The sequence below is a fragment of the Streptomyces sp. NPDC085481 genome (genome assembly GCF_044541845.1).
GTDB lineage: Bacteria > Actinomycetota > Actinomycetes > Streptomycetales > Streptomycetaceae > Streptomyces.
Map to the genome: position 1 here is coordinate 252,351 of NZ_JBITTJ010000005.1, position 18,171 is coordinate 270,521.

Consider the following 18,171-nt stretch of genomic DNA (forward strand, 5'->3'; position numbering starts at 1 on the left):
GAGCCGACCGCCGAGCGGCCCGCCGATCGGCCCGCCCAGCCGCCGTCAGAGACCGGTCTCCCGCAGGGTGATGTTCAGCCGTCCGCTGAGCCCGAGGGCGGGATCGGCGGTCCCGGGGTAGACCTTCGGCACCCCGTGGTGGACGAAGCGGGACGGCCCGCCGAAGACGAAGAGGTCCCCCGAGGCCAACTCCACATCGGTGTATGGCCGTCCACGCGTCTCGGCGTTCCCGAGCCGGAACACGCACGTGTCGCCGAGGCTCAGCGACACCACGGGAGCGCGGGACAGCTCCTCCTTGTCCTGGTGCATGCCCATCCGGGCGCCGTCCGCGTAGAAGTTGACGAGCGCGGTGTCGGGCGCGAAGCCGCCGTGCGACCCGTACGCCTCCACCAGCGCCTCGCGCCCCAACTCGGCGAGCCAGCCCGGCAGTTCCACGGCGATCTCGTCGACGTAGCGGTAGGGCTCCCAGCGCCGCCCGAGACAGAGCGAGCGCACCGACATCACCCCGCCGCCGGGCAGCACGGTCTGCCGGTACGACACCGGCCCGCGCCCGAAGTCACGGCAGGCGGCCACCAGTTCCCGCTGCCGCCCGAACGGCAGCCACCCGGGCACGTGCACCGCCCCGGGTGCCGGTGTGGCCCGCTCGCGCGGAAACAGCCCGTCCATCAGCCGGCGAGCGCCCCTTCGAGCCCGAGCAGCCGCTCCTTGCGCTCCAGGCCGGCCGCGTACCCGCGCAGACTCCCGTCCGCCCCGATCACCCGGTGGCAGGGCCGCACCACGAGCAGCGGATTGCGTCCGATCGCGGTGCCCACGGCCCGTACCCCGGCACCGGAGGAGCCGACCTTCCGGGCGAGCTCCCCGTACGAGACGGTCGTCCCGTACGGGATCTCCTCCAGCGCCCGCCACACGCGCCGCTGGAACTCCGTCCCGCCCTGCGCGTACGGGATGTCGAAGCGGTCCCGGCGCCCGGCGAAGTACTCGCCGAGCTGCGCCGCGACCTCCTCGAACGCCCGGGGGTCGTGCATCCAGCCGTCCTGGACCTCGACGGCGCCCTTCTGCCCGGGCAGCGACAGCGAGGCCAGCACCGCCCGGCCCCCCTCGGCGACCTGCCCGACAAGGAGCATCTCGCCCAGGGGGCCGTCGACGTACGCGTACACGTTCATGGCTGGTTCCTTTCCCCGCACCACTCGTTCACGTTCCAGTGTGCGAGGCCGCCGACCCCGGGGCTGGCGGTTTTCGGACGCCGAATCGAGGACTCAGCGGTAGTTCACGAACTGCAGCGCGAAGTCGAAGTCCTTGCCCTTGAGCAGCGCGATGATGGCCTGCAGGTCGTCACGGCTCTTCGAGCTGACCCGCAGCTCGTCGCCCTGCACCTGCGCCTTGACGCCCTTGGGGCCCTCGTCGCGGATGACCTTGGAGACCTTCTTCGCGTTCTCCTGGGAGATGCCTTCGACGATCGAGGCGAAGAGCTTGTACTCCTTGCCCGACAGCTGCGGCTCTCCGGCGACGTCCAGCGACTTCAGCGAGATGCCCCGCTTGATCAGCTTGGTCTGGAAGATGTCGAGGATCGCCTTGACCCGCTCCTCGCCACTCGCCTGCATCAGGATCTTCTCGCCCGACCACTCGATCGAGGCGTTGGTGCCCTTGAAGTCGTAGCGCTGCGAGATCTCCTTCGCGGCCTGGTTGAGGGCGTTGTCGACCTCCTGCCGCTCGACCTTGGAGACGATGTCGAAACTGGAGTCGGCCATGAGGTGAGGCTCCTTGCTCGGATACGTTCGGGTACAGCACAAAGCGTAGCCACCCGCACCGCCGCCGACCCGTGATCAAACCGGTGGCGGAGCACCCCCGGGGATCAGGTATTGTTTACGTCGTTGCCAGGGAGCACCGCCGAAAAGCGGCTCCAAGAGCAACGATCCCATGGCGGTGTGCCCGAGTGGCCAATGGGAGCGGACTGTAAATCCGTCGGCTTAGCCTACCCAGGTTCGAATCCTGGCGCCGCCACGCGATGCAGAAGGTCCCCGGTGTTCGCACCGGGGACCTTCTCGCATGTCCGGCCGGGGCGGTCAGTTGCCCGCGACGTCCTTCACCGCCACCGCGACCGGGATCTTGCCCGAGATCAGTTCGAGCGTCAGGCCCGCGGTCGCCGGGGTCTCCAGGAGTTCGGCCAGCACCGCCGCCACGTCGTCGCGGGGGACCGGGCCGCGGCCCGTGCGGGCCTCCAGGCGGACCTGGCCCGTGCCCGCGTCGTCGGTGAGCATGCCGGGGCGCAGGATCGTCCAGTCCAGGGCCTCACGGGCGCGTACCGCGTCGTCCGCGGCGCCCTTGGCGCGGAGGTACGCGTCGAAGACCGCGTCGCCCTGGTGCGCGGCGTCGGCGCCCATCGACGAGACCACGATGTAGCGGCGTACGCCCGCCCGTTCGGCCGCGTCGGCGAACAGGACCGCCGCCGCACGGTCCACCGTGTCCTTGCGGGCCGCGCCGCTGTTGGCGCCCGCGCCGGCCGCGAAGACCGCCGCGTCCGCGCCCTGGAGGATCGCCGCGACCTCCTCCACCGACGCCGACTCCAGGTCGAGCAGGGCCGGTTCGGCGCCCGCCGCCCTCAGGGCGTCCGACTGTTCGTGCCGGCGGATGATCCCCACCGGTTCGTGTCCGCCCGCGGCGAGCAGCCGCTCAAGACGCAGGGCGATCTGTCCGTGTCCACCAGCGATGACTACGCGCATACCCACGACCGTACGACTCAACGGGCCTCCTGGCCTCCCGGGTCGGGCCGCTCGGGGCGCGCCTGCCGCGGCAGGTCGAGCGCCGCCGCCGAGTCGCAGTACTCCCGCACCGCGCTCGTCCGGGCCACCACCCTGCCCCGGTGCACCACGATCCGGCTGTACGCCAGGGAGAGCACGCCCGCGAGCCGCTCGCCCCGCACGGCGAGCAGCTCCGCAGGGAAGCCCGCCTCCACCCGTACCTCCGCGAGGCCCATCGTCGCCCGCGCGTCCCCGCTCACCGCCCCGTACGCCTCCTGCGCCGGCAGAGCGCACTGCGAGGCCAGCAGGTAGGCGGCCTCCAGCGGGTCGCCGCGGCCCACCGGGTTGGACACGTCCCGCAGCGCCCCGCTGCCCGCCGCGACCCGCACCCCCGCCGCCCGCAGCAGCCGCACCGGGGCCGGGCCGCGCCGCTCGGTCGCCCCGCAGCCGCCCTGCGGCAGGCAGGTCACCGTCACGCCCGCCGCCGCCAGCTGGTCCGCCACCCGCCGCGCCACGTCCGCGGGCAGCCGGCCGAGCCCCCCGCAGGGCCCGATCGTCACCCCGGGCCGCAGGCCCCCGGCCATCGCCGCGAGCCGGGCGAGCCGGGCCGGGTCGTCACCGTCCGTGTGCAGGTCCACGGGGCAGCCGTGCTCGGCCGCGGCCTCCAGGACCGCCTCCACGTAGCCGGTCGGATCCGGGTCGAGGTCCGGGCAGCCGCCGACCACTCCGGCGCCCATCTTCACCGCGTCCCGCAGCATCGCGAGCCCGTCGGCGCCGGCCGCCCCGGTGAGCAGCCGCGGCACCGCCACGGCCGTCAGGTCGACCAGGCCGCGCAGCGAACGCCGGGCCTGGAGCACCGCCTCCAGCGGGCCGAGACCGTGCACGTCGCCGATCCGCACATGGGCGCGCTGCGCGGTCGCGCCGTGCCCGACCTGGAAGAGGGCGGCCTCGGTGGCCCGTCGCTGGACCTCCTCGGCCGCGTACGAGACGGGGCCCGGGGAGTCTGCGGTGAGCGCGGTGTCCGCGTGTGCGTGAGGCTCGGCGGGCGCCGGCAGCAGCAGGTAGCCGGCCAGGTCCACGCGCGCGCCCAGGGCCGTCAGGCTGCCTGCCGTGCCGACCGCCTCGATCCGGCCGCCGCAGAGCCGCACGTCGACGGTGCGGCCGTCGGTGAGCCGCGCGTTCGAGAGCAGCAGCGAGGTGGCTTCGGCGGTGGCGGCGGCCCGGTCCTCGGGCGGCTGGGGCTGCTTGCTGTCGGCTGACAATCGGGCTCCTCAGGGCTCCAGGCTCATGGCTCACCAAGATCAAGATCACGCAGCGTGGGCCCGAGCCTAGGGGCGGCCACAGCCGCCTTCGAGGAGGAGCGCAATAGTCGTACTGATGAGTGCACGAGTGGCCTAGGAGGCGACGGGGAAGTCGCTGCCCAGAGGGCCCGGGAAACGGATTTGGGTGATGGGCGGAGGACCGTGTAATGTCTTCCTCGCTCGCCCCAATAGCTCAGTCGGTAGAGCGTCTCCATGGTAAGGAGAAGGTCTACGGTTCGATTCCGTATTGGGGCTCTGGTGAGAAGGGTCCCGCCCTCGGGCGGGAACCGGATCATCAAAGCGGTGTAGCTCAGTCGGTAGAGCAAGCGGCTCATAATCGCTGTGTCACCGGTTCAAGTCCGGTCACCGCTACTCACAGTAGCCGATTGTGGGGTCGGTCCTGCGATCGGCTACTCTTTTTTGCGTTCATCCGTCAATCCGTCCGTCAAGGAGCACTCACGTGGCTGCCACCGACGTCCGCCCGAAGATCACGCTGGCCTGCGTGGAGTGCAAGGAGCGGAACTACATCACCAAGAAGAACCGGCGTAACAACCCGGACCGTCTTGAGATGAAGAAGCACTGCCCTCGCTGCAACTCGCACACTGCGCACCGCGAGACGCGCTAAACAGGCTCGTACACGAGGCCGTCCCCAGCCGGGGGCGGCCTCGCGTCGTTTTCCGCACCACATCCAGCAGGAGGTATCGAGTCCATGGCGCTCGACCAGTCCTTCGTGGGCCGGACCTATCCGCCCACCGCGCCGTACGAGGTCGGCCGCGAGAAGCTCCGCGAGTTCGCCGAGGCGATCGGGGACGCCAATCCCGCGTACACCGACGCGGAGGCGGCCAAGGCGCTCGGCCACCCCGACGTGATCGCCCCGCCCACCTTCGTCTTCGCCATCACCTTCAAGGCCGCGGGCCAGGTCGTCGAGGACCCGCAGCTGGGCCTGGACTACAGCCGGGTGGTGCACGGCGACCAGAAGTTCGTCTACACCCGCCCGGTGCGCGCCGGGGACCGGCTCTCGGTCACCACCACCATCGAGGCCATCAAGTCCCTCGCCGGCAACGACATCCTGGACATCCGCGGCGAGGTCCACGACGCCACCGGCGAGCACGTCGTGACCGCCTGGACCAAGCTCGTCTCCCGCGCCCCCGAGGAGGCCTGAGTCATGGCTGCGAAGATCGCTTACGACGAGGTCGAGGCCGGCACCGAGCTGCCCGCGCAGACCTTCCCGGTGACCCGCGCCACGCTCGTGCGGTACGCCGGTGCCTCCGGGGACTTCAACCCCATCCACTGGAACGAGAAGTTCGCCCGCGAGGTCGGTCTGCCCGACGTCATCGCCCACGGCATGTTCACCATGGCCGAGGCGATCCGGGTCGTGACCGACTGGGCCGGCGACCCGGCCGCCGTCGTCGAGTACGGCGTCCGCTTCACCAAGCCGGTCGTCGTCCCCAACGACGACGAGGGCGCGGTGATCGAGGTCTCCGCCAAGGTCGCGGCCAAGCTGGAGGACGGCCTGGTCCGGGTGGACCTGACCGCGACGGCGGCGGGCCAGAAGGTCCTCGGCATGTCGCGCGCCGTGGTCAGGCTCGCGTAGCGGGGTGGGATTCGAGAGGGGCGGCCGCGGGAAAGCGGCCGCCCCGTCTCCGCGCTTGCCAAGTTAGTGATTGAGTACTAACTTAATCTCATGGCCAGGATGAGTGCGGAGGAACGACGCGAGAGCGTGATCCGGGCCGCGATGACCGAGTTCAGTCGCGGCGGGTACTACGGCACGTCCACCGAGGCGATCGCCAAGCGCGTCGGCGTCTCGCAGCCGTACCTCTTCCGGCTCTTCCCCGGCAAGAAGGCGATCTTCCTCGCCGCCTCCGAGCGCTGCATCGACGACACCGTCCGTGTCTTCGAGGAGGCCGCGAAGGGCCTGTCGGGCGAGGAGGCGCTGCACGCCATGGCCAACGCGTACACCAGGATCATCGCCGAGGAGCCGGACCGCCTCCTGATGCAGATGCAGGTGTACGTGACGGTCGCGGCCGCGGAGGTGGCCGGCGACCACGAGTTCGGTGAGATCGTGCGGGCCGGCTGGATGAGGCTCTGGGAGACCGTCCACCTGGCGCTGGGCGCGGACGCCGACGAGACCACGACCTTCCTGGCGTACGGGATGCTCATCAACACCCTCGTCGCCATGGGCTTCCCGCCCGAGCACCGGGTCTGGGAGGGGTTCTACCCCTCGGCCCGCCGCCTCGGGCGACTGGAGAAGTAGCGCCACCCCGGAGTGTCACATCTCGCGATCCCTGCCCCGGCCTTTTCACGCCCGTGAAAGTTAGTCAGCAATAACTAATTAAGTCGTTTCGCCTGAAGGGTACGCAGCAATGACCAAGCCAGCCGCCCGCCGCGGTTCCGCCGCCTGGGCCCTCGTCATCACCAGCGTCGCCGGGTTCATGGCGGCCCTCGACAACCTCGTCGTCACCACCGCCCTCCCCTCCATCCGCGAGGACCTCGGGGGAGCGCTCGACGACCTCGAATGGACCGTGAGCGCCTACACGCTCACCTTCGCGGTCCTGCTGATGTTCGGCGCCGCCCTCGGCGACCGCTTCGGCCGCCGCCGGCTCTTCGGGATCGGACTCGCCGTCTTCACCGGCGCCTCCGCCGCGGCCGCCCTCGCCCCCGGCATCGACGCCCTGATCGCCGCCCGCGCCGTCCAGGGCGTCGGCGCCGCGATCATGATGCCGCTCACCCTCACCCTGCTCACCGCGGCCGTCCCGGCCGCCAGGCGCGGGATGGCGTTCGGCATCTGGGGCGCCGTCAACGGCCTCGCCGTCGCCTCGGGACCGCTCATCGGCGGCAGTCTCACCGAACACATCTCCTGGCAGTGGATCTTCTGGCTGAACGTCCCGCTCGGCCTCGTCCTCCTGCCGCTCGCCCGGCTGCGCCTCTCCGAGTCGTACGGCACCGGGGCCCGCCTCGACGCCGCCGGCACGCTGCTGGCAAGCGGCGGCCTCTTCGGCATCGTGTACGGGCTGATCCGCGGCCCCATCGACGGCTGGACCTCGGCCACCGTGCTCACCGGACTGATCGCCGGCGCCGCGCTCATCGGCGGCTTCGTCCACCACGGCATCAACGCCAAGGCCCCGATGCTGCCGATGCGGCTCTTCCGCGACCGCGCGTTCTCCGGGATCAACGCGGCAAGCCTGCTGATGTTCCTCGGCATGTTCGGCTCGATCTTCCTGCTCAGCCAGTACATGCAGGGCGTCCTCGGCTACTCGCCGACCGAGGCGGGCCTGCGGATGCTCCCCTGGACCGGTATGCCCATGCTCGTGGCACCGCTCGCGGGTGCGCTCTCCGACCGGATCGGCGGCCGCCCGGTCGTCGCCGCCGGCCTCGCCCTCCAGGCGATCGGCCTCGCCTGGTTCGCGGTCGTCGTCACCGCCGACACCTCGTACGCCGTCCAGCTCCCCGCCCTGGTCATCAGCGGCATCGGCATGGCGCTGTACTTCGCACCGGCCGCCAACATCGTGATGTCCAGCGTCCGGCCCTCCGAGCAGGGCGTCGCCTCCGGTGCCAACAACGCCCTGCGCGAGGTCGGCGGCGCGCTCGGCGTCGCCGTGATGGCCTCGATCTTCGCCGCGCAGGGCGGGTACGGGTCGGCGCAGCAGTTCGTCGACGGCCTGCAGCCCGCACTGTGGGTGGGCTCCGGGATGGTGGCGCTTGGGGCGCTGGCCTCGCTCCTCATCCCGACGCGCCGGGCGGCGGCCAAGGCGGCCGAGGCCCCGGAGCGGTCCGAGGACCGGCCCCTCGCGACCGTGTGACCGGCGCGCGGCACCGTACCCTTGTGCCCGTGCAGGAACTCCACGACGCCCCCCTCGCCCCCCTGACCACCTTCCGGCTCGGCGGGCCCGCCACCCGGCTCGTCACCGCCACCACGGACGACGAGGTGATCGCCGCGGTCCGCGAGGCCGACACCACCGGGACCCCGCTGCTCGTCATCGGCGGCGGGTCCAACCTGGTCATCGGCGACAAGGGCTTCGACGGCACCGCCCTGCACATCGCCACCCGCGGCTGCACCCTTGACGGCACCCGCCTCGAGCTCGCCGCGGGTGAGGTCTGGACGGACGCCGTCGCGCGGACCGTCGAGGCCGGTCTCGCCGGTATCGAGTGCCTGGCCGGCATCCCCGGCTCCGCCGGTGCCACCCCCATCCAGAACGTCGGCGCCTACGGGCAGGACGTCTCCGCCACCATCACCGAGGTCGTCGCGTACGACCGGCGGGCCGAGGAGACGGTCACCCTCACCAACGCCGAGTGCGCCTTCTCGTACCGGCACAGCCGCTTCAAGCAGGACCCCGAGCGCTATGTCGTGCTGCGGGTCCGCTTCGGGCTCGAGGACGCCCAGGGGCTGTCCGCGCCCATCCGGTACGCCGAGACGGCCCGCGCCCTCGGTGTCGAGGCCGGCGACCGGGTGCCGCTGGCGCGGGCCCGGGAGACCGTCCTGAAGCTGCGGGCCGGCAAGGGCATGGTCCTGGACCCGGAGGACCACGACACGTGGTCGGCGGGGTCCTTCTTCACCAACCCGATCCTGACGGCGGGGGAGTACGCGAGCTTCCTCGGGCGCGTCGCCGACCGCCTCGGACCCGACGTCGACCCGCCCGCCTACCCGGCGGGCGAGGACGGCGCGGTGAAGACCTCGGCGGCCTGGCTGATCGACAAGGCCGGCTTCGTGAAGGGGTACGGCTCCGGTCCCGCCCGGATCTCCACCAAGCACACCCTCGCCCTCACCAACCGCGGCGAGGCGACCACCGAGGACCTGCTCGCGCTCGCGCGTGAGGTCGTCGCCGGGGTGCGGGACGCCTTCGGGATCACCCTCGTCAACGAGCCGGTGACCGTCGGCGTCGAGATCTGATCAGTAGGCCCGATCCGACCAGATCCGATCAGTAGGCCACCCCGACGCCCTGCTTGAGCGTCGCCGGGTCGTCGATCATCGCCAGCATCGCGTGCGCCACGTCCGCGCGCGCGAGGGTGCGGCCGCGCGACGGGTTGCCGCCGACCACCGAGCGGTAGCGGCCGGTGACCGGCTTGTCCGTCAGCTTGGGCGGGCGCACGGAGGTCCAGTCGGTCGCGCTCGCGGCCAGCTCCGCCTCCATGACGCGCAGGTCGGCGTAGACGTCCTTGAGCACCGAGTTGATGATCGTGAGCATCGCCTTGTCCACGAGGGCCTGACCGTCCGGGACCGGGCCCACGGGGGCCGCGCTGACCACCACGAGGCGGCGTACGGACTCGGCGTCCATGGCGGTGAGCACCGACCGCGTCAGCCGGGCGGCCACGCCCGTGGCCGCGTCCGCGCGGTTGCGGGCGCCCAGGCCCGACAGGACCGCGTGCCGGCCCGCCACGGCCCCGCGCAGGGCCTCGGGGTCGGACAGGTCCGCGCGGAAGACGTCGAGGCGCCGCCCGGTCACCGTGAACCGGGCCGGATCACGGACCACGGCCGTCACCTCGTGGCCCGCGTCCAGGGCCTGGCGGACGATCTCCCGGCCGATGCCGCCGGTCGCGCCGAAGACAGTGAGCTTCATGTCGCACCCTCCCTGGGTGGGTAAGTATTCACTCACCCCTAGAGTGGGTGGGTACTCACTCACTCGTCAAGCCGTCATCGGGAGTCCCCGTGGACCAGAAGCCGACCCGGACCCGGATCATCGACGCCGCCCGCGACCTCATGCGCACCGCCGGCCTGGCCCGCACCACCACCAAGGAGATCGCCAAGGCCGCCGGCTGCTCGGAAGCCGCCCTGTACAAGTACTTCACGAGCAAGGAAGAGCTGTTCGTGACCGTGCTCAACGAACGCCTGCCCCGGCTCGGCACCCTCCTCGACACCCTCGCCGTCGACCCCCAGGGCCGCGGCGTCGAGGAGAACCTCGCCGAGATCGCCCGCCAGGCCGCGCTCTTCTACGAGCAGACCTTCCCCATGGCCGCCTCCCTGTACGCCGAGCCCCAGCTCAAGCGCCGCCACGAAGAGGTCATGCGCGAACTCGGCACCGGCCCCCACAAGCCCCTCGAAGGCCTCGCCGGCTACCTCCGCGCCGAACAGCAGCACGGCAGGATCAGTCCCGAAGCCGACCCCGACGCCGCCGCAGCCCTGCTCCTCGGCGCCTGCGTCCAGCGCTCCTTCGCCTGGGAGATGGCCCCGGACCGCAAGCCCCCGCAGTCCCTCGACGACTTCGCCCGCTCGATCGCCCGCACCCTCATGGCCGGGATCGCCGTACGGAAATGAGTTGCCCGGGCTCCCGGGGCGCGGCCACCCTGGCGGCCATGCGACTGAAGGCCCGTGAGTTCCGGCCCCGGACGGGGCCCCACACCCACCGGATCGTCCAGCCCCGGCACCCCCTGCGGCACACCACCGTCAACTCCCCGTTCCACGACCGCTGGGGCTACCTCGTCGGCGACCACGACGGCCTGTCCCGGCTCGCCGCCCTGTTCTCCTTCGCCGCCTTCTCCCGGCACACGCTCGTGCACGTCCCGCTCCGCACGAGCCTCCCGCGCGCGTTCGCCCCCGGCACACCCGTCGACCTCGTCCTCGCCCACCGGGCGACCGGCGGCCTGCGCCCCTCCGCCTGGCCCGCCCTGCGCGCCCGGCTCCAGGGCGGCCGGCCGCTGACCCTCCGTACGGACGAGCAGCGCACCGCCGACCGCGCCGCCGTCTGGAACGCGGCCTGGGAACGGAGGGACTGGGAGCGCAGGGACTGGTGGGAGGCCGGACGGATCCGCCCCACCGTCCACGCCCGCACCCTCTTCCTCTTCGGCGACCGCGACAGCTTCTGCGCCGCCGCCGGCGAGTTCGCGGCCGCGGCCGGCTACGGCCCGCTGGAGAAGCGCGCCCGCACGGGCGACGACGTCCTGGCCGCCTCCCTCACCCCGTACCTGGAACCCAGCACCTGGGGCGTCGACCGGACCGAGCTCGACATCGGCTTCCGGGCCCGCCCGCCCCTGCACCGCTTCACCCCACCGGGGCGGCCAGCCAGTCGTCGATCCCGGACAGCAGCTTCCGCCTGACGTCCTCCGGAGCCGCCGAGCCCCGAACCGACTGCCGGGCCAGCTCCGCCAGCTCCGCGTCCGTGAAGCCGTGGTGGGCGCGGGCGAGTTCGTACTGCGCCGCCAGCCGGGAGCCGAACAGCAGCGGGTCGTCCGCGCCGAGCGCCATCGGCACGCCCGCGTCGAAGAGGGTGCGCAGCGGCACGTCCTCCGGCTTCTCGTACACCCCGAGCGCCACATTGGACGACGGGCACACCTCGCAGGTCACCCCGCGCTCCGCGAGCTTGCGCAGCAGCCGCGGGTCCTCCGCCGCCCGCACGCCGTGCCCGACCCGCGCCGCCCGCAGGTCGTCCAGGCAGTCCCGTACGGACGCGGGGCCGGTCAGCTCACCGCCGTGCGGGGCGGCGAGCAGTCCGCCCTCACGGGCGATGGCGAAGGCCCGGTCGAAGTCGCGGGCCATACCGCGCCGCTCGTCGTTGGAGAGCCCGAAGCCCACCACGCCCCGGTCCGCGTACCGCACCGCGAGCCGGGCCAGTGTGCGGGCCTCCAGCGGGTGCTTCATCCGGTTCGCCGCGACCAGCACCCGCATCCCGAGCCCGGTCTCCCGCGCGGCCGCCTCCACCGCGTCCAGGATGATCTCCATGGCGGGGATCAGACCGCCGAGCAGCGGCGCGTACGAGGTGGGGTCGACCTGGATCTCCAGCCACCCGGAGCCGTCCCTGACGTCCTCCTGGGCCGCCTCGCGCACCAGACGCCGGATGTCCTCGGGCTCGCGCAGGCAGGAGCGGGCGATGTCGTAGAGCCGCTGGAAGCGGAACCAGCCGCGTTCGTCCGTGGCCCGCAGCTTCGGCGGCGTACCGCTCTTGAGCGCCTCGGGGAGGTGCACCCCGTACTTGTCGGCCAGTTCGAGCAGGGTCGAGGGCCGCATCGAGCCGGTGAAGTGCAGGTGCAGATGGGCCTTGGGCAGGGTGGCGAGGTCGCGGTAAACGTGCTCCATTGGCTGATCCTGCCGCACCCGAATGGACGAAGACAGTCCCTTTCCCCGATCGGGACCTTGCTAGAACGCAAAAACGGGCCCCTGGTTCCGGAGAACCAGGGGCCCGTCACCCCTCGACGTCAAGGGGAGCTCAGTCGCGGGCCTCGGCCAGCAGCTTCTGGATCCGGGACACGCCCTCCACCAGGTCCTCGTCGCCGAGCGCGTACGACAGGCGCAGGTAGCCCGGGGTGCCGAAGGCCTCGCCCGGGACGACCGCGACCTCGGCCTCGTCCAGGATCAGCGCGGCCAGCTCGACCGAGTTCTGCGGGCGCTTGCCGCGGATCTCCTTACCCAGCAGCGCCTTCACCGACGGGTACACGTAGAACGCGCCCTCCGGGGTCGGGCAGAGCACGCCCTCGATCTCGTTGAGCATCCGCACGATCGTCTGGCGGCGCCGGTCGAAGGCGCGCCCCATCTCCGCGACCGCGTCCAGGTTGCCCGACACGGCGGCGAGCGCGGCCACCTGCGCCACGTTGCTCACGTTGGAGGTGGCGTGCGACTGCAGGTTGGTCGCGGCCTTGACGACGTCCTTCGGGCCGATGATCCAGCCCACGCGCCAGCCGGTCATCGCGTACGTCTTGGCGACGCCGTTGACGACGATGCACTTGTCGCGCAGCTCCGGCATGACCGCCGGCAGGGAGGCCGCGGTGGCCGTCCCGTAGACCAGGTGCTCGTAGATCTCGTCCGTCAGCACCCACAGGCCGTGCTCGACGGCCCAGCGGCCGATCGCCTCGGTCTCGGCCTCGCTGTAGACCGCGCCGGTCGGGTTGGACGGCGAGACGAAGAGGACGACCTTGGTCCTCTCCGTGCGCGCCGCCTCCAGCTGCTCCACGGACACCCGGTAGCCGGTCGTCTCGTCGGCCACGACCTCCACCGGGACACCGCCCGCGAGGCGGATCGACTCGGGGTAGGTGGTCCAGTACGGCGCCGGGACGATGACCTCGTCGCCCGGGTCGAGGATCGCGGCGAACGCCTCGTAGATGGCCTGCTTGCCGCCGTTGGTCACCAGGACCTGGGAGGCGTCGACCTCGTAGCCGGAGTCACGCAGCGTCTTCGCGGCGATGGCGGCCTTGAGCTCGGGCAGGCCGCCGGCCGGCGTGTAGCGGTGGTACTTCGGGTTCCTGCAGGCCTCGACGGCCGCATCGACGATGTAGTCCGGGGTCGGGAAGTCGGGCTCACCCGCGCCGAAACCGATCACCGGGCGCCCGGCGGCCTTGAGGGCCTTGGCCTTGGCGTCGACGGCGAGGGTCGCGGACTCGGAGATCGCACCGATCCGGGCGGAGACCCGGCGCTCGGTGGGAGGGGTAGCAGCGCTCATGCGGCCCATGCTCCCAGACCCCGTCCTGGCCGGGCACACAGGTTTCACGGAGCGGACAGGAACGGTCATTCCCGGTCGTACGCACGGTCCGGCGGGGGGCCCGGGCAGGTCGGGGCGGTTTCTGTTCGACGTGAGGGCCCATCACCACGTACACTCACTGCTCGTTGGCCCGCACCGACCACATCTCACGATGCGGTAGGTTGGGGGACACCGCAAAGGGTCGTAGCTCAATTGGTAGAGCACCGGTCTCCAAAACCGGCGGTTGGGGGTTCAAGTCCCTCCGGCCCTGCTACACACACCGCCAGGTTGTGTGCGCATGTACGTACTTCATTGCACCGCCGTGCGGCTCCACCCGGGCGCGGCACGGCCACGACCCGGAATCAGGTGAGACATCGTGACGGACGCCGTAGGCTCCATCGACACGCCTGATGCCGAAGACACCGCCCAGGACGCGAAGAAGAAGTCCCGGAAGGGCGGTAAGCGCGGAAAGAAGGGCCCTCTGGGCCGTCTCGCGCTGTTCTACCGCCAGGTCATCGCGGAGCTCCGTAAGGTCGTCTGGCCCACGCGAAGCCAGCTCACGACGTACACCACTGTGGTGATTGTCTTCGTTGTCATCATGATCGGCCTTGTGACCGTGATTGACTATGGCTTCCAGGAAGCAGTCAAGTACGTCTTCGGCTGACTTTTTGTTCCACCCCATCTGTATCGCAGGAAGAAGCAGCCACCGTGTCTGACGCGAACCTGAACGACGCCTTCGAGTCCGAGTCCGTCGAGGACGAGCTCGACATCGTCGAGGCGGCCGACGAGGACCAGGCGGACGCTGCTGACGAGGCCGGCGAGCTCGACGAGACCGACGCCGGGCCCGAGCTCGTGGAGGACTCCGAGGAGTCTGACGAGTCCGAGGAGACCGACGCGTCCGTCGAGGCCGACGAGTCCGAGGACGAGGGCACCGAGGTCGCCGACGTCGAGGCCGCCGAGGAAGAGGCCGAGGAGGCCGCCGAGGCCGAGCCCGCCGCTCCGGTCGACCCCGTCGCCGCCCTCCGTGACGAGCTGCGCGGTCTGCCCGGCGAGTGGTACGTGATCCACACCTACGCGGGCTACGAGAAGCGCGTGAAGGCCAACCTGGAGCAGCGCGCCGTCTCGCTGAACGTCGAGGACTTCATCTACCAGGCCGAGGTCCCCGAGGAAGAGATCGTCCAGATCAAGAACGGCGAGCGCAAGAACGTCCGGCAGAACAAGCTGCCCGGTTACGTGCTCGTCCGCATGGACCTGACGAACGAGTCCTGGGGTGTCGTCCGCAACACGCCCGGCGTCACCGGCTTCGTGGGCAACGCCTACGACCCGTACCCGCTGACCCTGGACGAGATCGTCAAGATGCTCGCCCCGGAGGCCGAGGAGAAGGCCGCCCGCGAGGCCGCCGAGGCCGAGGGCAAGCCGGCTCCGGCCCGCAAGGTCGAGGTCCAGGTCCTGGACTTCGAGGTCGGCGACTCGGTCACCGTCACCGACGGCCCCTTCGCCACCCTCCAGGCCACGATCAACGAGATCAACCCCGACTCGAAGAAGGTCAAGGGCCTCGTCGAGATCTTCGGTCGCGAGACCCCGGTCGAGCTGAGCTTCGACCAGATCCAGAAGAACTGATCGTTCACAGGTTTCCGAACAGGTCAGAGTGGCTGCTGAAGCCGCTCTGACCTGCTCGGTTTTTGGTCGCACAGCTATACCCGTTATCGTTGTGCGGTATGCCTCCGTCCGGACGACCGGACGGATCGGCTGGAAAACTCTCACTAGGACCCGGAGAGAGCAATGCCTCCCAAGAAGAAGAAGGTCACGGGGCTTATCAAGCTCCAGATCAACGCCGGTGCGGCCAACCCGGCCCCGCCGGTCGGCCCCGCGCTCGGTCAGCACGGCGTCAACATCATGGAGTTCTGCAAGGCCTACAACGCCGCGACCGAGTCGCAGCGTGGCATGGTCGTGCCGGTGGAGATCACGGTCTACGAGGACCGCTCCTTCACCTTCATCACCAAGACTCCGCCGGCCGCCAAGCTGATCCTCAAGGCCGCGGGTGTGGACAAGGGCTCCGGCGAGCCGCACAAGACCAAGGTCGCGAAGCTCACGGCCGCTCAGGTCCGCGAGATCGCCACGGTCAAGCTGCCCGACCTGAACGCCAACGACCTGGACGCCGCGTCGAAGATCATCGCCGGCACCGCCCGTTCCATGGGCATCACCGTCGAGGGCTGATCAGCTCCCCGTAAGACCTCAGTGGTAGGGCCTGCGCCGGCCCGCACCACGACTCCATACCTGAACCAAACACAGGAGCAGAAGTGAAGCGCAGCAAGTCTCTCCGCGCTGCGGACGCGAAGATCGACCGGGAGAAGCTCTACGCCCCGCTCGAGGCCGTCCGTCTGGCCAAGGAGACCTCCACCAGCAAGTTCGACGGCACCGTCGAGGTCGCCTTCCGCCTGGGTGTCGACCCGCGCAAGGCCGACCAGATGGTCCGTGGCACCGTGAACCTTCCGCACGGCACCGGTAAGACCGCCCGGGTCCTGGTCTTCGCGACCGGTGACCGTGCCGAGGCCGCGATCGCCGCGGGCGCCGACATCGTCGGCTCCGACGAGCTCATCGACGAGATCTCCAAGGGCAACCGCCTGAACGAGTTCGACGCCGTGGTGGCCACCCCGGACCTCATGGGCAAGGTCGGCCGCCTCGGCCGCGTCCTCGGCCCGCGTGGTCTCATGCCCAACCCGAAGACCGGCACCGTGACGCCCGACGTCGCCAAGGCGGTCAACGAGATCAAGGGCGGCAAGATCGAGTTCCGCGTCGACAAGCACTCGAACCTGCACTTCATCATCGGCAAGGTGTCCTTCGACGACACCAAGCTGGTGGAGAACTACGGCGCGGCCCTGGAGGAGATCCTCCGTCTGAAGCCGTCCGCCGCCAAGGGCCGCTACATCAAGAAGGCCGCCATCACCACCACGATGGGCCCGAGCATCCCGCTCGACTCCAACCGCACCCGCAACCTCCTCGTCGAGGAGGACCCGGCCGCGGTCTGAGTCTTCTGACTCACGTGTCCTGAAAGCCGCCCCCGCAGCTCGCAAGAGCCGCGTGGGGCGGTTTTTCGTTGCGGGGCCGTCATCGCGGGGGCGGCCGGGGTCGCGGCGGTGCACAAGCAGCTCGCGGGCGTACGGGCGGATTTGCTCCGCGCCCGGTGCGTCACGTACTCTTCCACAGAAGCCAAAGACCGCTGGTCGTCGCTGCGCCCGTAAGGGTTCGGTGGCCGAAGGATTCGCTGAGATGGCGAACGACCCGCGTAGGTGACCGTGGATGAGTTCCCGGATCTTCCCGATTCGGTCGAGCTGAGCCCCGTGCGCCTGCGCCCGGGGCGTTTTGTTTGTTCAGCGCCTTCCGCGCGGTCCCATCACCCGGAAGGAGGCCGACGCTCTATGGCAAGGCCCGACAAGGCTGCCGACGTAGCCGAGCTCAAGGACAAGTTCCAGAGCTCCGCTGCGGCCGTGCTGACCGAGTACCGGGGTCTCACCGTGGCGCAGCTCAAGACGCTGCGTCGTTCGCTCGGTGAGAACGCCCAGTACGCCGTGGTGAAGAACACGCTGACCAAGATTGCGGCCAACCAGGCCGGGATCACCGCGCTGGACGACCAGTTCTCTGGTCCGACCGCGGTCGCCTTCGTCACCGGTGACCCGGTGGAGTCGGCGAAGGCGCTGCGTGACTTCGCCAAGGACAACCCGAACCTGATCATCAAGGGCGGTGTCCTTGAGGGTAAGGCGCTGTCCGCCGATGAGATCAAGAAGCTTGCGGACCTCGAGTCCCGCGAGGTTCTGCTCAGCAAGCTGGCCGGCGCGTTCAAGGGCAAGCAGTCTCAGGCTGCCTCGCTCTTCCAGGCGCTGCCGTCGAAGCTCGTCCGCACCGTGGACGCGCTCCGTGCCAAGCAGGCCGAGCAGGGCGGTGCCGAGTAATTCGGCTCGCGTAATGATCCGTACCGCCGCCAGGGCGGAGCGGGTCGCAGCGGGCCGAATGTACGCCCGCCTCACATGTAACTCCGGCACCAGCCGAATTAGTGGAAGGATCGCCCATCATGGCGAAGCTCTCTCAGGATGACCTGCTCGCGCAGTTCGAGGAGATGACCCTCATCGAGCTCTCCGAGTTCGTGAAGGCGTTCGAGGAGAAGTTCGACGTCACCGCCGCCGCGGCCACCGTCGCCGTTGCCGCCGGTGTCCCGGGTGCCCCGGCCGAGGCCGCTGAGGAGAAGGACGAGTTCGACGTCATCCTCACCGGCGCCGGCGAGAAGAAGATCCAGGTCATCAAGGTCGTGCGTGAGCTGACCTCCCTGGGTCTGAAGGAGGCCAAGGACCTCGTCGACGGCACCCCGAAGCCGGTCCTCGAGAAGGTCGCCAAGGACGCCGCTGAGAAGGCCGCCGAGGCCCTCAAGGGCGCCGGCGCCTCCGTCGAGGTCAAGTAACACCTCGTCGCGCGTAGCGACTCTTTGCTGAGCGTGTAACGCTCGAAGCCCGAAGGGCGATCATCCATCTGGGTGGTCGCCCTTCGGCGTTCCCCGGGACCGGCGTGGCGGGGGTCGTGGGGGCCTCCGGATGCGGAGTATGGTGATCTTCGCCGTGCGCCGCCCACAGGCGGGGGCCTTGACGAACCGCACGCAGCGCGCAATTCTCAGGACGCGTCGTCACAACGATCCGTTTCCGAGGCATGGATCGACGACCGAACGGGCAGTATCGAGGTGCGCCGCACGGCGCGAGGTACCGC

22 protein-coding genes and 4 tRNA genes are annotated in these 18,171 nt (G+C 70.5%); 18 read left to right on the top strand and 8 right to left on the bottom strand.

Annotated features, from left to right (window positions below; translation table 11 throughout):
• Positions 1–45: 45 nt before the first annotated feature.
• From ACIGEZ_RS14075 to ACIGEZ_RS14085, 3 genes are all read right to left on the bottom strand, one after another.
• The gene (locus ACIGEZ_RS14075; protein WP_399830241.1) at positions 46–666 is read right to left on the bottom strand and encodes an alpha-ketoglutarate-dependent dioxygenase AlkB family protein; all 621 of its coding nucleotides are present in this window, start codon (positions 664–666) and stop codon (positions 46–48) included.
• Positions 666–1,163, bottom strand: coding sequence for a methylated-DNA--[protein]-cysteine S-methyltransferase (locus ACIGEZ_RS14080; RefSeq protein ID WP_399830243.1), 498 nt, complete (start codon positions 1,161–1,163; stop codon positions 666–668). The genes ACIGEZ_RS14075 and ACIGEZ_RS14080 overlap by 1 nt, the downstream gene beginning before the upstream one ends.
• Positions 1,164–1,256: 93 nt before the next feature.
• Complete coding sequence (locus tag ACIGEZ_RS14085; protein WP_399830245.1) at positions 1,257–1,748, bottom strand: YajQ family cyclic di-GMP-binding protein; 492 nt, start codon at positions 1,746–1,748, stop codon at positions 1,257–1,259.
• A 171-nt stretch (positions 1,749–1,919) separates the two neighbouring features.
• Between ACIGEZ_RS14085 and ACIGEZ_RS14090 the strand changes: the two genes are divergently transcribed.
• A tRNA-Tyr gene (locus ACIGEZ_RS14090) sits at positions 1,920–2,001 on the top strand.
• Positions 2,002–2,063: 62 nt separating this feature from the next.
• Here the strand turns inward: ACIGEZ_RS14090 and ACIGEZ_RS14095 are convergent.
• Both ACIGEZ_RS14095 and ACIGEZ_RS14100 read right to left on the bottom strand, forming a co-directional pair.
• Complete coding sequence (locus tag ACIGEZ_RS14095) at positions 2,064–2,720, bottom strand: NAD(P)H-binding protein (protein WP_399830248.1); 657 nt, start codon at positions 2,718–2,720, stop codon at positions 2,064–2,066.
• 17 nt (positions 2,721–2,737) lie between these two features.
• Entirely contained in the window at positions 2,738–4,000 is a 1,263-nt protein-coding gene (locus ACIGEZ_RS14100; RefSeq protein ID WP_399830250.1) for an amidohydrolase family protein, read from the bottom strand.
• 221 nt (positions 4,001–4,221) lie between these two features.
• Here ACIGEZ_RS14100 and ACIGEZ_RS14105 point away from each other — a divergent pair.
• The 8 genes from ACIGEZ_RS14105 (at position 4,222) to ACIGEZ_RS14140 (ending at position 8,927) form a co-directional block, all read left to right on the top strand.
• Positions 4,222–4,294 (top strand) — tRNA-Thr (locus ACIGEZ_RS14105).
• Positions 4,295–4,338: 44 nt separating this feature from the next.
• Positions 4,339–4,411 (top strand) — tRNA-Met (locus ACIGEZ_RS14110).
• An 88-nt stretch (positions 4,412–4,499) separates the two neighbouring features.
• Complete coding sequence (rpmG, locus tag ACIGEZ_RS14115; RefSeq protein WP_003956487.1) at positions 4,500–4,664, top strand: 50S ribosomal protein L33; 165 nt, start codon at positions 4,500–4,502, stop codon at positions 4,662–4,664.
• Between the two features lie 84 nt (positions 4,665–4,748).
• Positions 4,749–5,201 carry a MaoC family dehydratase N-terminal domain-containing protein gene (locus ACIGEZ_RS14120; protein WP_399830253.1) on the top strand — a complete coding sequence of 151 codons (453 nt, stop codon included), beginning with the start codon at positions 4,749–4,751 and terminating at the stop codon, positions 5,199–5,201.
• Between the two features lie 3 nt (positions 5,202–5,204).
• Positions 5,205–5,633 (top strand): MaoC family dehydratase, encoded by a 429-nt coding sequence (locus tag ACIGEZ_RS14125; protein WP_399830256.1) that lies wholly within the window; start codon positions 5,205–5,207, stop codon positions 5,631–5,633.
• A gap of 90 nt (positions 5,634–5,723) precedes the next feature.
• Entirely contained in the window at positions 5,724–6,293 is a 570-nt protein-coding gene (locus ACIGEZ_RS14130) for a TetR/AcrR family transcriptional regulator (protein WP_399830259.1), read from the top strand.
• Between the two features lie 109 nt (positions 6,294–6,402).
• The gene (locus tag ACIGEZ_RS14135; RefSeq protein ID WP_399830261.1) at positions 6,403–7,839 is read left to right on the top strand and encodes an MFS transporter; all 1,437 of its coding nucleotides are present in this window, start codon (positions 6,403–6,405) and stop codon (positions 7,837–7,839) included.
• Between the two features lie 29 nt (positions 7,840–7,868).
• The gene (locus tag ACIGEZ_RS14140) at positions 7,869–8,927 is read left to right on the top strand and encodes a UDP-N-acetylmuramate dehydrogenase (protein ID WP_399830263.1); all 1,059 of its coding nucleotides are present in this window, start codon (positions 7,869–7,871) and stop codon (positions 8,925–8,927) included.
• A gap of 28 nt (positions 8,928–8,955) precedes the next feature.
• Here the strand turns inward: ACIGEZ_RS14140 and ACIGEZ_RS14145 are convergent, their stop codons facing one another.
• Complete coding sequence (locus ACIGEZ_RS14145; protein WP_399830265.1) at positions 8,956–9,594, bottom strand: NAD(P)-dependent oxidoreductase; 639 nt, start codon at positions 9,592–9,594, stop codon at positions 8,956–8,958.
• A gap of 89 nt (positions 9,595–9,683) precedes the next feature.
• Here ACIGEZ_RS14145 and ACIGEZ_RS14150 point away from each other — a divergent pair, with 89 nt between their 5' ends.
• Positions 9,684–10,289: a TetR/AcrR family transcriptional regulator gene (locus ACIGEZ_RS14150; RefSeq protein WP_399830268.1), complete on the top strand. Its 606-nt coding sequence runs from the start codon at positions 9,684–9,686 to the stop codon at positions 10,287–10,289.
• Positions 10,290–10,327: 38 nt separating this feature from the next.
• Positions 10,328–11,068, top strand: a complete 741-nt coding sequence (locus ACIGEZ_RS14155; protein WP_399830271.1) for a hypothetical protein — start codon at positions 10,328–10,330, stop codon at positions 11,066–11,068.
• Here the strand turns inward: ACIGEZ_RS14155 and ACIGEZ_RS14160 are convergent.
• Together ACIGEZ_RS14160 and ACIGEZ_RS14165 are read right to left on the bottom strand one after the other, a co-directional pair.
• On the bottom strand, positions 11,013–12,044 hold the full coding sequence (locus tag ACIGEZ_RS14160) for an adenosine deaminase (RefSeq protein WP_399830274.1): 1,032 nt from the start codon (positions 12,042–12,044) through the stop codon (positions 11,013–11,015). The genes ACIGEZ_RS14155 and ACIGEZ_RS14160 overlap by 56 nt on opposite strands.
• 130 nt (positions 12,045–12,174) lie before the next feature.
• A complete protein-coding gene (locus tag ACIGEZ_RS14165; protein ID WP_399830277.1) occupies positions 12,175–13,401 on the bottom strand; it encodes a pyridoxal phosphate-dependent aminotransferase in 1,227 nt (408 codons plus the stop codon).
• A gap of 216 nt (positions 13,402–13,617) precedes the next feature.
• Here ACIGEZ_RS14165 and ACIGEZ_RS14170 point away from each other — a divergent pair.
• From ACIGEZ_RS14170 to rplL, 7 genes are all read left to right on the top strand, one after another.
• Positions 13,618–13,690: transfer RNA gene (locus ACIGEZ_RS14170), tRNA-Trp, on the top strand.
• A 105-nt stretch (positions 13,691–13,795) separates the two neighbouring features.
• Entirely contained in the window at positions 13,796–14,083 is a 288-nt protein-coding gene (gene secE / locus ACIGEZ_RS14175; protein WP_399830280.1) for a preprotein translocase subunit SecE, read from the top strand.
• Positions 14,084–14,127: 44 nt separating this feature from the next.
• The gene (gene nusG, locus ACIGEZ_RS14180) at positions 14,128–15,039 is read left to right on the top strand and encodes a transcription termination/antitermination protein NusG (protein ID WP_399830283.1); all 912 of its coding nucleotides are present in this window, start codon (positions 14,128–14,130) and stop codon (positions 15,037–15,039) included.
• 162 nt (positions 15,040–15,201) lie between these two features.
• Complete coding sequence (rplK, locus tag ACIGEZ_RS14185) at positions 15,202–15,636, top strand: 50S ribosomal protein L11 (RefSeq protein ID WP_030318720.1); 435 nt, start codon at positions 15,202–15,204, stop codon at positions 15,634–15,636.
• 83 nt (positions 15,637–15,719) lie between these two features.
• Positions 15,720–16,448 carry a 50S ribosomal protein L1 gene (rplA, locus tag ACIGEZ_RS14190; protein ID WP_399830286.1) on the top strand — a complete coding sequence of 243 codons (729 nt, stop codon included), beginning with the start codon at positions 15,720–15,722 and terminating at the stop codon, positions 16,446–16,448.
• A 390-nt stretch (positions 16,449–16,838) separates the two neighbouring features.
• Positions 16,839–17,369: a 50S ribosomal protein L10 gene (gene rplJ, locus ACIGEZ_RS14195; RefSeq protein ID WP_399830289.1), complete on the top strand. Its 531-nt coding sequence runs from the start codon at positions 16,839–16,841 to the stop codon at positions 17,367–17,369.
• Between the two features lie 119 nt (positions 17,370–17,488).
• Positions 17,489–17,872 carry a 50S ribosomal protein L7/L12 gene (gene rplL, locus ACIGEZ_RS14200; protein ID WP_399830292.1) on the top strand — a complete coding sequence of 128 codons (384 nt, stop codon included), beginning with the start codon at positions 17,489–17,491 and terminating at the stop codon, positions 17,870–17,872.
• The last annotated feature ends 299 nt before the right edge of the window (positions 17,873–18,171 follow it).